Origin of the sequence: Muriicola sp. Z0-33 (genome assembly GCF_026126425.1) — a bacterium.
In the GTDB taxonomy this organism is placed as follows: Bacteria; Bacteroidota; Bacteroidia; order Flavobacteriales; family Flavobacteriaceae; genus JAFMPW01.
Genome location: NZ_JAFMPW010000006.1, coordinates 172,131 through 187,490, shown reverse-complemented (window position 1 = coordinate 187,490; position 15,360 = coordinate 172,131). Strand labels below are relative to the sequence as shown.

Below are 15,360 nucleotides of genomic sequence, written 5' to 3'. Positions count from 1 at the left end.
GCCCTTTTAAACAACTGTTTTCTAAGACAATTTTTGTACATTACCCTACTAATTATTAAACACTATAAAAATGTCTGGATTACTAGATTTACTAAACAGCCCAATGGGCAAACAATTAATCAGCGGGGTGGCAAGCGAAACAGGGCAGGCCGAAAACAAGACTTCTGATGTTCTTAGCATGGCTATGCCACTGCTTCTTGGGGCAATGAAAAAAAATGTAGCACAACCCGGAGGTGCTGAAGGATTAATGAGTGCGTTATCCTCCAAACACGATGGCAGTATTTTGGATAACCTGCAGGGTTTATTCGGCGGAGGCGTTAACAAGGAAGTTGTTGATGATGGAGCAGGAATTTTAGGCCACGTATTTGGAAACAAACAACCACAGGTAGAAAATGCATTGAGTCAGAAATCTGGCGTAGATGCTGGCTCTATAGGGCAAATTTTAAAAATAGCCGCTCCTATTGTAATGGGCTTTCTCGGAAAACAGAAAGCACAAAGCAATGTACAGGATGCCCAGGGAATGAACGGCTTGCTCGGCAGTATGCTCGGGGGGCAGCCAGAACAAAACCAAAGTCTTATTACCACTTTGCTTGATGCAGATGGTGACGGAAGCATCCTGGATGACGTCGCCGGCATGGTAATGGGCGGTGGATCTAAAAAGAAAAGCGGTGGCCTGGGAGGGTTACTGGGAGGTCTTTTTGGGAAATAATTAAACGCAATAAAACTTAACGTTATTTAACATAGCCATTCGCCGGTGCGAATGGCTTTTTTTGTATCTTTTATTAGAGATTATTGATTTATTAAAATGCAAAAGATGAATAGGACGAAAGGGGTGTTGCTGAGTATTTTTGTGGTTGCATTAGGGTTTGCAATTGGCTGTAAAAGCTCAAAGGAGGCCGTTGTTGTTAGTGAAGATGAAAAATTAGCATTTCAACAAACTACGGAAGATACAATTGAGATTAAAAGCGATAAGACCGAATATGAGATAATAATAATTGAACCTGGTTTTAATTTCTGGCTGCAAAGTATTGCAAAGCCCGAAGGGTATTATTCCCAGTCGTACCTGGAAACCAGAAACCGGATACTTGTTTCTAATTGGAACCAAAGGGTGCTGCAGCCCATGCGATTTGACCCTAACCTATATCAGATGCAAATAGACTATGAGCCGCATATAGACTATGGTTATGAGGTAAATTTCAAACTCTACAATTACTTTATCTATTTCCAGCGTAAATACAATCAACGTCTGGGACCTTTTGTGCCAAGGATTTAATTGAATATATTTGCCAGCTCTTTTAAATTCCTATGGATAAACTAAAAAGTCGTTGGGGCATTGAGTCTACCTTTCAGCTGATCATCATCTTCGTTGTTTTTGCAATTACAGGATCATCTTCTGTTTATGTGGCACGTCCGTTTCTAGAATGGATTGGATTTGACAGATCAATTTTCCCGGATAGTTGGTGGAGTGGGTGGATCTACTGGACCATCAGATTACTGATTATATTCCCGATATACCAGGTATTACTAGTTGTCTTTGGCTGGGTTTTCGGACAATTCAGATTTTTCTGGAATTTTGAAAAGAAGATGCTACAAAGAATGGGGCTCGGATTTCTTTTAAAGTAAATTATAATTTCCTTAACATTGTGGCACGTCTATATTGAATTAATTTGCAGCATGATGGCTATTAAAAGAGACCTTTACTTATCCCTTGCTTCTTTTACGCTTATCGCCTTTATGGCACTGCCGAATATCATGAAATTAGCCCATGCTGTGCACGGGCATAAAAATCAGAAATGTGTCGAAAACATTGCTGTTCACATTCATGAGGCCGAATTTGACTGTGAGTTTCAGAAGTTTAAGCTTACACAGCAATTTTACCCCCCTATTGTAAATTTTGAGGTTTACTCCCCCATCAGGCAGTTCAGTATCAATAGTAATTATTATTCATTTTTAAGTTCCTTTCAAAAACTTCATTTCTCTCTCAGAGGGCCCCCGAATATTTCATAGTTCGACAATTTTACAATTTGGTTAATTAAAATTCTAAGTATGAAATATTTTTGTTCATTGCTTTTTGCAATATCTATATCAGTAACCCATGCCCAAAATTCAGTTTCAGGAAAAATAACCGATGCCGAGAATAATGCTCCTTTAGAGCAGGTATCCGTGTATTTCCCTCAATTGGAAAGAGGTGCGGTTACAAATTCTGAAGGGGTTTTCCAGGTATCCAGCCTGCCCCTAGGTTCCTACAAACTGGTGGTATCATATATAGGCTACCAAACTTTTTCCAAAACTTTTGAAATTACAACAGGAGTTAATAATCTAGAAGTTCAACTGATTCCAAGTGTCATTGAAATGGAAGAAGTAATTGTATCTACTCCCTTCCACAAATTACAGCGTGAAAATGTAATGAAGGTAGAACAGGCGAAAATAGCCGATTTAAAAACCCGTGGAGCCATTACTCTGGCCGATGGTATTACAAATATTGCCGGGGTTGAAACCGTTTCTACCGGGGTGGGAATTGGGAAACCCGTGATACGGGGTTTAAGTGCTAACAGGGTTTTGGTCTATACCCAGGGTATACGACTAGAAAATCAACAATTTGGAGATGAACACGGCCTGGGCATAGGAGAGGCCGGAATAGAAAGTGTGGAAGTTATCAAGGGGCCCGCTTCCCTGCTTTACGGTTCAGATGCCCTTGGAGGGGTCCTTTATCTGAATCCGGAAAGGTTTGCGCTTGCCAATACCAGTTCGGGGGATATCAATATGAATTATTATTCCAATACTACGGGGCTTGGTACAAATTTGGGGTTTAAATCTTCCGGAGAACGATTTAAGTTTTTGGTCAGAGGAGGGCATACTACTCATACCGACTATAAGGGCGGAGATGGATTAAGAGTTACCAATTCTCGATTCAGAGAATATGACCTTAAAACTGGAATGGGTTACCAGGCAGGCATTCTAAAAACAGAATTCAGATACAATTATAATGCATCCGAATTGGGAATCCCAGAAGAGATAGGGGCTCAGACCAGAGACAGAACCCCCACCCTTCCATACCAGGAACTCCATAATCATATATTGAGCTCCGCAACCAGTATATTCTTTAACAAATCCAGCCTGAAAATTACATTAGGATATATCTTTAATGATCGGAAGGAGTTTGAAGACCATGAGGAGGAAGAAGGAATGGAAGAGGAAGAGGAAGAGGAAGGGGCAGCTCTCGATATGCATCTTTCTACATTTAATTATAACCTTCTCTACAATCTCCCTAAGGGCAAACGTCTGGAAACCATTGTGGGTATCCAGGGGATGCGGCAAACCAATAAAAACTTTGGCGAAGAAATCCTGATTCCAGACGCCACCACCTCAGATATTGGAGTTTTAGCAAATTCCCACTTACATTTTGACAAAAGCGATATTCAATTTGGCCTTCGTTTTGATCACAGGGCCATAACTGGTGAAGAAAGCGGAATAGCCGCCACAGAAGGCTATATAGCATCACTAGACAGGGATTTCACTAGTTTTAATGCGGCTTTAGGCTATAGAGTTGATGTTATGGATAAACTTATCGGAAGAGTAAATTTTGCTTCCGGATTCAGAGCACCCAACCTGGCGGAGCTTACTTCAAATGGTGTCCATGAGGGTACTAACCGATTTGAAATTGGGGATCCGGATCTAAAAAATGAAAAAAACCTGCAGACAGATGTTGCACTGGAATATAAAAATGAGCATGTAGAGTTTTATCTGAATGGCTTCTACAATAGCATAAAAGACTACATCTTTATAGAGCCCAATGGTGAGGTTGTTGGTGAGGATGCAGTTTTTCTATACAGACAACAAAATGCAAGGCTTTATGGGGGTGAAATAGTATTTCACCTTCATCCTCATCCGTTAGATTGGCTTCATCTCGAAAGCAGTTTCGAAACTGTAAGAGGAAAACTAGATAACGGGGATAACTTGCCACTGATACCAGCAAACAAACTGAAAAATACACTGAGGATAGAATTTGAGGACAAGAGTCGCTGGCTGAAAAGAAGTTACGCCTTCGTTAGTCTGCAATCTGTTTTTACTCAGGACAATTTTAGCGAGTTTGAAACTACAACTGATAGCTATAATTTATTAAATATAGGCTGCGGTGGAAACTTTTCGTTATTTAATAAAGACGCAGAACTCAGACTGAGCGCCAACAATTTGTTAGATCAGAACTATATTGCCCATTTGTCCAGATTAAAGTCAGATGGAATTCCTAACATAGGACGGAATATAAGTGTTGGTCTTAGTGTTGCACTCTGAGGCTATTTAGTCTGAGGATTTGGTTTTTCTAAATCCATATCCTAGTTGATGTAAAAAGTCTTTGGGAATTTCCTCATCTCCTTTAAATCCAAGCGGAATGGTTCCGCTATCTTCAGGGATATAATTGGTTTTAAAGAGGTAGTCCCAAAGGCTTAAACTTATTCCAAAATTTACCCCGTATTTCCCTTTAGGTAACACATAGGAATGGTGGTATAAATGCATTACCGGATTGTTAAATAAATACTTTAAAGGTCCCCAGCTAACCTTCACATTAGCATGGTTTAAGTGCCCTATGGCTATCGCTACAAAGTGAACAATAAAGGCCTGCTGAGGTTCAAACCCTCCAAGCAACATCACCCCCAATGTCTTTAGCGGTTTATAAAAAATGTTCTCCATCCAATGATAGCGAAAGTGAGCAGCAAAACCCATCTCTTTTACACTGTGATGTATTTTATGGAATTGCCAAAGGAAATTGTACTTATGTAATAAGACATGTGTAAACCACTGGAAAAAATCGAGCAGCACAAAAAATAAAATCAATTGTGTCCAATTTGGCCATAATCTTATATCTACAATGGACAAACTGCGGGCAGTGATGCCCAAATCATTAAATAAAACCTCCAGGAGTTTGTAAAAACCACTGATTGCAATAGTGAAAATGAAGAAATTAAAGAAAATATAAAATCCATCGAGCCAAAAGTCCTTTCTAAAAACAGCTTGCTGCTTTCGCCAGGGAAATAAAATCTCCAGACCCCAAATGAATAAAGAAATTAGTATCAGGCCCCAGAAATAGTTGGTGTACCATGGTACATCAAAAAGAATAGACCTCCATGTCCAGTTGACATTAGAAGAAAATGCATTTAAAAAAGCTTCTAGGTAGGAATCCATATTTCAACATTACTCAGGGCCTTCTACGCCCGGATTTATTTAGCATCAATATCTATTACTCTCGTGGCCTTAGCACTCTTAAATACGTACGTATACAGCCACATTATGGTAAAAGTGGGAATAATATCCAATCCTGGGATAATTTCTTCTATAAAGGTGAAAATACCAGCTGCCTGGCCTACTTTTCCTTTATAGATCCTGGTCATTAACCACCCTGCGATCGGAGCCCAAATTACATCCGAGAATTCTCCAATTCCCGGAATTAAAAAAGAGACCATCCCAATGGCATCAAAAAGAAGTCCCAGGAACAAATCTCTGTATTTATTTTGTTTACTATTTGACATGTTTAAAATTAAGTATTCCTTTTAAAGGAATCAATTTAAATGCCAAAAATGAAGTTTGGTAAGGAAATTTATTCGAATTGAGGATGCATCCCTTGTGGTTAATCCAATGAGTAAGCCAATTAAAATGGTGCTGCAGGATCGTTATAAATAATCTGACCACCAAGTTTAGAATTGGCAATCAAAGTTTTGAACTCTACTCTCGAAAGATCAACAATAGCATCTCCTGAGGCGGTAACTTCAAAATTGTTTAGGCGGTTAAAACTGCCGTCCATTATTGTCTTGCCGCCATCTGATACGCTTAACACGTTCAGAGAGGGTGTATATACATTTAGTATCACCTCCTCATAGTTAATGGTTTTACTATCCGATCTGATCTTTAAATTTCTATTATTAACAGCCCAGTTGATGTGTTTTATAATTTCGCCATCCCCTGTAAGTTCTATTTTATGTTCGTCAGCTTTAATGATGTTTATATTTGCTCCAATATTGCTGTCGATCGAATCGAATGCTATAAGGGCCTCATTATTTTGTGCAAAACATGGCGCACCAATTAATATAAAAAGAAGAAGGAGTACATTCTTCATGAATGAACTGGTTAAGGTTATATTAAAGAGACGCTGTAAAAAGCCTTGTGTTACAACAAACCGACAATTTTAACACAGTTGGTACTAAATGTGATAATATTCTAACCAATACTTGTGGTTGATTCACAACCAGATGCAAGCAGGCAGTATCAGGAAAGCGTGGAGCTAATTAATTTTAAAAATTCGTTTCTGGTTTCAATTTTTTCGAACTGGCCCCTGAAGCCCGAGGTGGTGGTCACCGAATTCTGTTTTTGCACCCCACGCATCATCATACACATATGCGCCGCTTCAATCACCACTGCAACTCCTTTTGGTTTTAAAGTATCATTGATACACTCCAGAATATCATGAGTAAGTCTCTCCTGCACCTGTAAACGCCTTGCAAAGACATCCACTACCCGTGGTATCTTACTAAGCCCAACAATGTGTCCGTCTGGTATATATGCAATATGGGCTTTCCCGAAAAATGGCAGCATATGATGTTCACAAAGTGAGTAGACTTCTATGTCCTTGATAATAACCATATCGTCATAATCTTCTTTAAACATAGCCCCCTGAAGAATCTCTACAGCATTCTGCTTATAGCCTTGTGTTAGAAATAGCATGGCCTTGGCCGCACGTTCAGGGGTTTTGGTAAGTCCTTCCCGCGCTACATTTTCGCCGATATCATCTATTATTTTTGAAAAATGTTCTCTGACCTCATTAGTGATCTCAATATTATACTCCTCTAAATTTCTATATGGTGACATAGGGTACTTCCGTATTTATTGTTGTTAAATATGGTGAATTTTAGCTAAAATAGTAGCATCCTGACAGAATATTATACCTCGCCAGGAAAGCATGCACCTATTGGTCGTAATAATAAACAAAATCTCACAAGAATTTATGGGGGAGATTGTTATTTTTGCCATGTCTGCACTTATAGCTACTTTCGGGCAGTAAATGATTTGATACATGATCAAAGCGAGCAACATTCAAAAATATTACGGACAGCTTCAGGTGCTTAAAGGAGTTGATCTTGAAATAGCTAAAGGTGAAATAGTTTCAATTGTGGGGCCTTCCGGAGCAGGTAAAACTACTTTGTTGCAAATATTAGGCACCTTAGATGTAGCTTCTAATCCGGAGAGTAGTGTTATCAACATAGATAATGTGGCAGTGAATACCCTCAGCGATAAGGCGATGGCTAAATTCCGGAATGAACATTTGGGATTTATTTTCCAGTTTCACCAACTTCTACCCGAATTTACAGCTATCGAGAATGTATGTATCCCGGCTTTTATTAAAAAAACACCACAGGCAGCAGCTAAAGCAAGAGCAGCAGAATTGCTAGATTTTCTGGGACTAAAAGACAGGCATCATCATAAACCTAATGAGCTATCCGGAGGCGAGCAGCAGCGGGTAGCAGTTGCCAGAGCTTTGATAAATAATCCGTCTACCATCCTGGCGGATGAACCCAGTGGAAATCTGGACTCGGAAAGCGCAGATACTTTGCACAAACTCTTCTTTGAATTAAGAGATAAATTTGGCCAGACCTTTGTCATTGTTACCCATAATTCAGAATTGGCCGATATGGCCGACAGGAAGTTAACCATGGTAGATGGTCAAATACTATAAAATACTTTTGTCCGTACTTAGGATATAATTGGGTATCCCATGGGAATGAAACAGCAAGAATTGAAAGACTTTATGGATGCCAAGGTCTTGCAATACAATAATTCCAAATTTATCGCCACAGATCCCATCCAGGTTCCGCATAAATTTGAAAAGAAAGAGGATATAGAAATAAGCGCCTTTCTTACAGCCACAATCTCCTGGGGGAATCGGAAAAGCATCATTAAAAATGCCAACCGTATGATGCAATTCCTCGACAATGATCCTTTTCAGTTTGTTATGCATCACAAGGAGAGCGACCTGGATGCTTTGCTGCCCTTTGTACACAGAACCTTCAATGGCACCGATTTTACACAATTTATCAAAGGCCTTAAGAATTTGTACACTAAACACCATGGTCTGGAAAGTGTATTCAGGTCCTATGCCCATCCGGCCTCCCTTCAGCCTGCTATAAGCGCCTTTAAACAACTTTTTTTTGAAATTCCGCATCCATCCAGGACCACCAAACACATCTCTGACCCCCTAAAAGGGTCGGCAGCCAAGCGAATAAATATGTTTCTGAGATGGATGGTCCGTAAAGACACAACAGGCGTTGATTTTGGTTTATGGGACAGCGTTTCTCCCTCACAATTGAGCTGCCCCCTGGATGTACATTCCGGAAGAGTGGCCAGAAGTCTAGGATTATTGCATCGAAAGCAGAACGATGCAAAAGCCCTTATTGAACTAGATAAACATCTAAGACAACTAGACCCGACAGATCCGGTGAAATATGATTATGCTTTGTTTGGATTAGGAGTATTTGAAAAATGGTAATTCTTTAAAATACTGACTGTAAAGGCATTAAAAACTCCTTATTTTCAAATGGCTGAGGGAAGTAAAACATTGGCATAACCAAATAATTTTTATCCAATTTTGATAAATTCCTACAACTTTATAAAATAATTCGTATATTATTAGCTCACACCTAGCTCCTTAATTTACATCCCCCCAGACTTTTCGGTCACTTTATTTTTAACGTATTAGTATGGGCAGTAACTTTACTTTTAAGGATAAAGGCAGTTTTTTGGTATTGACTGTTAAGGGAGATTATAACTATCGGGAATTTATTAAATATCCGGCTCTGATAAAAAAGAAATGCCTGGAATTAAATTCATTCAAGATTCTGGTAGATCTCATCTTGGTCAGGTATAAGGAGATACCCAATATTGAACTGTTTTTTCTCAGCGAAATTCTGGCAGATACTTTAAGGGACAGGATAAAGATGGCCATGGTATGGAAAGGGAAGGATGACAAAAAATTCTTCCAGGCCGTAGCAAATAACAGGGCCGCCTGCCTCAAAATCTTTGGAGACATAAAAACGGCAGAATACTGGTTGTTATATGATAAGGAGGATGAACCCCTGGGCCTTTACGTATAAGGTAAATCCAATTTTATTTGTTTAGCAGAGGTAAGTCACAACTGTTTCCTTCAGCTCCCAGCCCTTCCCTTTTGCCTAAATATCTTCGACTCTTAAATCCCTAGTAAGATGAAAACTTACTGGTACTGGCTAATTAACAATCCCCATAGTCCCAAGATCTAAATCTATTCTTTTGTTCCCCTCTGCAATAGATCTGTAAATGGCTTCAACAATTATCATATCTCTTTTCCCCATTTCACCAGGAGCTACATTAGTTGTTCCTTTAAGAATATGTCTGGCAAAATCGTCCATTTGCAATTTTTGCTGGCTTTCTTGTGGAAAGGTAAGCGGCCCTTTGGAAGTTCTCCCGGCCAGAGGAATATAGGTGCTGGCAGGATCCAGCTCAAACCATCCATTTTCGCAGGAAGCATATAGTCTGTTTGCTCTTTTATTATGAGAGGTCATTATCTCGGCCCTGACTCCCGTAGGTAATTCTAGCTGTGCAGTAATGGTCTCGTCGGTATCTTTAAAGTACTCTGGCCTGGTACTATACTCCTGAGCTGTCACTGCTACAGGATTCATTCCTGAACCATAAATAATGCTCTGAATCGCATACACCCCCATATTCATTAGGGCTCCACCACCAGACAAGGCCCGGTTAAGGCGCCATTGATCAGGGTTTCCGCGGGACACATATGCAGCATCAGCACTAATTTCTTTTAATTCTCCAAAGGTCTTTTCCCGGACAAAACGTTTTACTTCTTTGGTATAGGGTTCAGAATGCAAACGGTATCCCATACCTAATTTTACGTTGGCTTGTTTGCAGGCCGCAATGATAGCATCGCACTCTTCTACAGATATCGCCATCGGTTTTTCACAAATAACATGTTTCCCGGCCTTAGCCGCCCTAATAGAAAATTCGGCATGCATACTATTTGGCAATACAACATATACTATATCGATATTCTTATTCTTTGCAATTGTATCGAAATTCTCATAATTGTAAATACTTTCCTGAGGGATATTGTATTTACGCGCCCATACGGATTCTTTTGCAGGGGTTCCGGTTACAATGCCAGCCAGATAACAATGCTCCGTGTCTTCCAGGGCGGGAGCTAACTGATAGGTACTATAACCGCCCAAACCAACGAGGGCAACTCCTAACTTTTTAGAATGGTCTTTCTTCCCAGACATGGCACACGCCAGGGGTATTCCTCCCAATAATGCAGCAGCAGCGGTACCTCGTCCTAAAAGGTTGCCAAATGTTCTTCTGTCTAATTTACTCATACGACAAAGGTTTTAGATTAGTTAGCGTTCTTTAAATATAGGAACTAAGCGCCAAGCTCATAGCCGTTTTAAAACAGTTTTAACTTTCATGGATAAGAATACTTATCTAACCTAAAATCCCTATTTTAGTCCAGACTAAATTCAAGCCTGAAATGAAAAACATCATCTGTATTACCCTAACCCTGCTTGCCACCCAATTACTTAGTGCACAGGAACGCAAACTTCCAATAGACACTGTAGTAACCACCCAACATAATGTCACCGTCAATGGCACGGCCTTCTCATATACTGCAAAAACAGGAACACAGCCGGTTTGGGATGAAATGGGCCAGCCCATCGCAGCCCTGCATTACACCTACTACACAAGAAATAATGTCAGAGACAGGGCTTCCAGGCCCCTGCTTATCTCCTTTAACGGCGGCCCGGGTTCTGGATCGGTCTGGATGCATTTGGCCTATACAGGACCAAGAATATTAAATATTGATGATGAAGGTTATCCTGTACAGCCCTATGGCGTAAGGCACAACCCGTATTCTGTATTGGATGTTACAGATATTGTTTACGTAAACCCTGCCAATACAGGCTATTCAAGAACCATCCCGGAAACAGGAAAAGAAGTGGACAGGGATAAATTCTTTGGGATCAATGCAGACATTAAATACCTGGCCGAATGGTTAAACACCTTTGTTACCAGAAACAACAGATGGAGGTCGCCAAAATATATTATAGGAGAGAGTTATGGTGGTACAAGGGTTATGGGGCTTTCTCTTGCATTACAGAACCAACAGTGGATGTACCTCAACGGGGTAATTATGGTCTCCCCAGCAGATTACAAAGTTATCCGAGTAGGTGGCCCGGTGTCTAATGCGCTAAACCTCCCCTATTATACGGCAGCTGCATGGCACCATAAAGCATTGCCTCCTGCCCTTCAAAATAAAGACTTGCTCGAAATACTACCGGAATCTGAGGCGTATACCGTAAACACCCTTATCCCTGCCCTGGCTAAAGGTGGATTTATTGATAAAAACGAAAAGGGTGAAGTAGCTAAAAAAATGGCATATTACTCAGGGCTATCAGAAAAGGATATACTAGACCAGAATCTGGTGATCCCTACCCGCTTCTTTTGGAAGAATTTACTTAAGGAGAAAGGCGGATATACTATTGGCCGGCTAGATTCTCGCTATTTAGGTATGGATAAGAAAATGTTGGGCACAGAAACAGATTACAATCCGGAAATCACCTCCTGGCTGCATAGCTTTACCCCTGCTATAAATTATTATCTGCAGGAGGAGTTAAAACTCAAAACAGACATTAAATATAATATGTTTGGCCCCGTAAGGCCCTGGAATAATGAGAATGATGAAACCAGAGACAACCTCAGACAGGCTATGGCGCAAAACCCGTATCTGAATGTCCTTGTTCAATCCGGGTATTACGATGGCGCTACCACTTATTTTAATGCCAAATATACCATGTGGCAAACAGACCCCAGCGGCAGGCTAAAAGACCGCTTCGAATTTAAGGGCTATCGCAGTGGACATATGATGTACCTCAGAAGGGAAGATCTTAAAAAGGCCAATGAGGATATCAGGACATTTATTACCAGGACCCTGGCCAATGGTAAAAGTGCAAAATACTGATCTCTGATAAAATATTAAGCCACCTATATGTTCAAATCTATTATTGGTTTTCTACATAAAGTTGGCTTTTGCTGTCTGTGCAGATTTTGTATCTTCTGCCAAAATCTAAAATCGCAACCAATGAAATTTCTGAAATTCCTATCAGTTCTTATACTCGTTTTTTCTATGACACAAATCGTAAACGCCCAGGATTGGGCAGATCTGGGGCATTTTAAGGACGCCAATGCATCTTTGGCTCCAGCTGCGGATAATGAAGACCGCGTAGTATTCATGGGCAACTCTATCACCATAGGCTGGCTCAATACACAACCAGATTTTTTTAAGGGTAAACCTTATGTCAATAGAGGAATCAGCGGACAAACCACGCCCCAGATGTTATTGCGTTTCCGACAAGATGTTATCGACTTAAAGCCGAAGGCAGTGATTATATTGGCGGGGACCAATGATATAGCGGGCAATACTGGGCCCATGACCCTGACACAGATTATGGATAACTTAAAGTCTATGGCTGAGCTGGCCAGGGCCAATAATATAGCAGTAGTACTATGTTCTGTATTACCTGCCGAAGATTACCCATGGAGGCCAGGCCTTAAACCGAATGAAAAGATTCCTGCACTCAATGCCCTAATAAAGAATTATTGCGATAATAGTGGTACCGCTTACCTGGATTATTTCTCGGCAATGACCAACTCCAGAAATGGCCTTGATGAAGAGCTCGCCCATGATGGGGTACACCCTACAAAAAAAGGTTATGAAATGATGGCCCCTATGGCAGAAGATGCTTTAAAAAAGGTGCTGGGTAGCCATTAGCATTACCGCATTAATCTTTTTAAATACTGAATACACATCCTTTTATTCTTGATTATACAATAATAAAGAATTGGAAAATTGGTCATTAAATCCGGGCAATACCTCTGAATATGGTGTTATTTATGCAATACATACACCCTTACCGGCTATTTATAAAAATATAGGCCATTAGGTTAATTTATTGCCTAGCTTTAACCGTAAAGCGCTACTTATCTAAGAAGAAATTAATTGGAGTAGCTAACTTTAGCCTTTGCCCCTTTATAATAAATTTGTTATGAAGTTGGAAGCCATAATTAAGCGAAATCCTAAAACCTTCAGAATTGGCATTATTCTGATGGTCCTTTTCCTGGCAATTGTCCGATCCTGGTATGGTACTCAATTAGATTCATTTGCAAACGATGAACCTTATCATATTGTATCCGGAGCCTATTATGCCAAGACTGGAGATTACCGCCTGAACCCTGAGCATCCTCCACTTTCCAAACTTTGGGTTGGACTCTGGAATGCCAATAATTTAGAATTAAGGCCATTTGAGGTTTTGGACGATAAAGGACAAGAGCGCAAATGGTTACAGCAGATAATGTATTTTGACAATGACGACCACCTGTCGCAGCGGCAATCCAGACGGGCCATGTACAGCTTTCATTTTGTATTAGGGCTGTTAATTGCAATTTTACTATGGCATATTTTTGGTTTTGGCTGGGCTTTATGTTCTATGATCTGGATGGCCCTTGAGCCATCTATTGGCGCTCATCAACCTCTTGTCTTTACAGATCTTCCACTTACTTACACCTTAATTTTAGCTGCCCTCACTGCTGGCAAAATGTGTTATGATTGGTCATGGAAATGGGTAATTGCTTTTGGTATTGCCGCCGGGGCTACTTTAGCGGCCAAACATTCTGCTCTTCCTGGCCTGGCCGCCATAATTTTGCTAAGTATCATCTTTGCTTTGGGACCTATTTTTAGAAGAAAGGTGAAAACTGGATTAAACAGACTCCTCCGATTAGTAGTGGTAGCATTATTGGCATTAACGGTACTATGGTCAACTTACGGATTTCAGTATTACAGCTCGGAAGGGGCTCAGGATAAGTTTAATAGAAGCCTTGAATTAAAGATTGCTGATCTCAATACCGGGATGTGGCAGCATCTGGTTAGTATAATGGACCAATCTCATCTTTTCCCAAGGGCCTATGTTTGGGGTCTTGCCGATACCATAAGAGCAGGCATTGAAGGGCGTGGCGAGAATGAACATCTATTTTTTGGTACCATAGTTGAAGGAAGGGCACCCTACCTTTATTTTCCCGGAGCCATAGTGGCCAAATTGCCACTGGCATTAATGCTAATGTTTCTTCTTGCCCTTATACTCCTGGCCAAAGAACTTATTGCCTATTGGAGATCAAGGTCTTCTAATATAAAAGACTCCCAATGGATTGTCATTGCTTTTATAGGCGCCTTTGTTCTGGCCCATCTACTGGCACTGGCCAGCGGAAGAACTTCTTACGGGGGCATTCGACATGCTTTGCCTGTTGTTGGCGGAATGGGGATATTGGCAGGGGCAATTGGCTTGCTGAAATTGCCTGGATTTAGGTATTCTAATCGTTTAGTACCAACCGCACTTTTTTGTATCACCCTAATAATGACCTTTGGCGAAAAACGTATCTACGAGTATTATAATGAGATTGTAGGTGGTACAGAAAATGCCTATAAGTATTTCGCAGATGAGGGAATTTATCAGGGACAACGGTTCTACGAGACCAAAGCCTTTTTTGATCAGCCTGGCATCGACCCTGATGAATCTATTAGTGCCTGGGCATGGTATATGCGTGAAGAATGGGAATCAGAAAATCTGAACTTCGATACCGATCTCGTTAAAGATATTTACGATGACAGCAATGAAGATGGACTAATGAAGGGATATTACCTCCTACCAATGAATACATATTTGAAATGGCCTAACTGGGATCCAAACGATATTAAAGACCTGAAATCAATAAAGCGTATCGGTAACATTGATATCGTTTATGGGGAGTTTAAAGATCCTAAGAATTGGGCATATTCTATGTATGACAAGGTAATTAGATATATTCGGGAAACAGATGATCCGGACTGGGCTGTAATCGCAAAACGCCTCGAAAAGGTCACCGAGCATTTAGACTGGGCAACAAGCAGTTTTGTCATCCTTGGCAATGCTTATGTGCGAATTGGTCAGAAGGATAAGGCCATTGCCGCTTACAAAAGGGCACAAGAGAACTACAGTGAAGAAGACCCCTACCAAAATTCGCTTAAGGAGCATCTCCTGCAAATTGAAAATGCGATAGACCTCCATCAGGTTCCAAATTTAAGACCAGCGAGCTTTGAATAAAATTTACAATCCTGTTCTTCAATTCCTGAAATACACCTTCAATGAATTGGCTTGACCCTAATAGTAATAGGACAGCATCTGGCACTATTGACTCTATTTAACAGCAAATTCAATCTCGGATTTTAGCAGCTATTCCCTAAATTGC

16 protein-coding genes are annotated in these 15,360 nt (G+C 40.5%); 11 read left to right on the top strand and 5 right to left on the bottom strand.

Annotated features, from left to right (window positions below; translation table 11 throughout):
* Window positions 1-70: 70 nt before the first annotated feature.
* From J1G40_RS10505 to J1G40_RS10485, 5 genes are all read left to right on the top strand, one after another.
* Window positions 71-709 (top strand): DUF937 domain-containing protein, encoded by a 639-nt coding sequence (locus tag J1G40_RS10505; RefSeq protein WP_265242590.1) that lies wholly within the window; start codon window positions 71-73, stop codon window positions 707-709.
* Window positions 710-814: 105 nt separating this feature from the next.
* On the top strand, window positions 815-1,273 hold the full coding sequence (locus J1G40_RS10500) for a DUF6146 family protein (RefSeq protein WP_265242589.1): 459 nt from the start codon (window positions 815-817) through the stop codon (window positions 1,271-1,273).
* A 32-nt stretch (window positions 1,274-1,305) separates the two neighbouring features.
* A complete protein-coding gene (locus J1G40_RS10495; protein ID WP_265242588.1) occupies window positions 1,306-1,623 on the top strand; it encodes a DUF6787 family protein in 318 nt (105 codons plus the stop codon).
* A 51-nt stretch (window positions 1,624-1,674) separates the two neighbouring features.
* Window positions 1,675-2,007: a hypothetical protein gene (locus tag J1G40_RS10490; RefSeq protein ID WP_265242587.1), complete on the top strand. Its 333-nt coding sequence runs from the start codon at window positions 1,675-1,677 to the stop codon at window positions 2,005-2,007.
* Between the two features lie 39 nt (window positions 2,008-2,046).
* On the top strand, window positions 2,047-4,293 hold the full coding sequence (locus J1G40_RS10485) for a TonB-dependent receptor (protein ID WP_265242586.1): 2,247 nt from the start codon (window positions 2,047-2,049) through the stop codon (window positions 4,291-4,293).
* A 6-nt stretch (window positions 4,294-4,299) separates the two neighbouring features.
* Here J1G40_RS10485 and J1G40_RS10480 read toward each other — a convergent pair whose 3' ends face one another.
* From J1G40_RS10480 to folE, 4 genes are all read right to left on the bottom strand, one after another.
* The gene (locus tag J1G40_RS10480; protein WP_265242585.1) at window positions 4,300-5,181 is read right to left on the bottom strand and encodes a sterol desaturase family protein; all 882 of its coding nucleotides are present in this window, start codon (window positions 5,179-5,181) and stop codon (window positions 4,300-4,302) included.
* Window positions 5,182-5,216: 35 nt separating this feature from the next.
* Window positions 5,217-5,525 (bottom strand): hypothetical protein, encoded by a 309-nt coding sequence (locus J1G40_RS10475; RefSeq protein ID WP_265242584.1) that lies wholly within the window; start codon window positions 5,523-5,525, stop codon window positions 5,217-5,219.
* 119 nt (window positions 5,526-5,644) lie between these two features.
* Window positions 5,645-6,109, bottom strand: a complete 465-nt coding sequence (locus tag J1G40_RS10470) for a DUF2807 domain-containing protein (RefSeq protein WP_265242583.1) — start codon at window positions 6,107-6,109, stop codon at window positions 5,645-5,647.
* Between the two features lie 149 nt (window positions 6,110-6,258).
* Window positions 6,259-6,858 carry a GTP cyclohydrolase I FolE gene (gene folE / locus J1G40_RS10465; protein WP_265242582.1) on the bottom strand — a complete coding sequence of 200 codons (600 nt, stop codon included), beginning with the start codon at window positions 6,856-6,858 and terminating at the stop codon, window positions 6,259-6,261.
* 205 nt (window positions 6,859-7,063) lie between these two features.
* On the opposite strand from folE, the gene J1G40_RS10460 reads away from it, so the two are divergent.
* From J1G40_RS10460 to J1G40_RS10450, 3 genes are all read left to right on the top strand, one after another.
* On the top strand, window positions 7,064-7,723 hold the full coding sequence (locus J1G40_RS10460) for an ABC transporter ATP-binding protein (RefSeq protein WP_265242581.1): 660 nt from the start codon (window positions 7,064-7,066) through the stop codon (window positions 7,721-7,723).
* Between the two features lie 45 nt (window positions 7,724-7,768).
* Entirely contained in the window at window positions 7,769-8,533 is a 765-nt protein-coding gene (locus J1G40_RS10455) for a TIGR02757 family protein (RefSeq protein ID WP_265242580.1), read from the top strand.
* Between the two features lie 211 nt (window positions 8,534-8,744).
* The gene (locus J1G40_RS10450) at window positions 8,745-9,137 is read left to right on the top strand and encodes a hypothetical protein (protein ID WP_265242579.1); all 393 of its coding nucleotides are present in this window, start codon (window positions 8,745-8,747) and stop codon (window positions 9,135-9,137) included.
* A gap of 129 nt (window positions 9,138-9,266) precedes the next feature.
* Here the strand turns inward: J1G40_RS10450 and J1G40_RS10445 are convergent, their stop codons facing one another.
* Window positions 9,267-10,403: a Gfo/Idh/MocA family protein gene (locus tag J1G40_RS10445; RefSeq protein ID WP_265242578.1), complete on the bottom strand. Its 1,137-nt coding sequence runs from the start codon at window positions 10,401-10,403 to the stop codon at window positions 9,267-9,269.
* Between the two features lie 152 nt (window positions 10,404-10,555).
* Between J1G40_RS10445 and J1G40_RS10440 the strand changes: the two genes are divergently transcribed.
* From J1G40_RS10440 to J1G40_RS10430, 3 genes are all read left to right on the top strand, one after another.
* A complete protein-coding gene (locus tag J1G40_RS10440) occupies window positions 10,556-12,043 on the top strand; it encodes a S10 family peptidase (protein ID WP_265242577.1) in 1,488 nt (495 codons plus the stop codon).
* Between the two features lie 120 nt (window positions 12,044-12,163).
* Window positions 12,164-12,853: an SGNH/GDSL hydrolase family protein gene (locus J1G40_RS10435; protein ID WP_265242576.1), complete on the top strand. Its 690-nt coding sequence runs from the start codon at window positions 12,164-12,166 to the stop codon at window positions 12,851-12,853.
* 274 nt (window positions 12,854-13,127) lie between these two features.
* Window positions 13,128-15,215, top strand: coding sequence for an ArnT family glycosyltransferase (locus J1G40_RS10430; RefSeq protein WP_265242575.1), 2,088 nt, complete (start codon window positions 13,128-13,130; stop codon window positions 15,213-15,215).
* Window positions 15,216-15,360 lie beyond the last annotated feature (145 nt).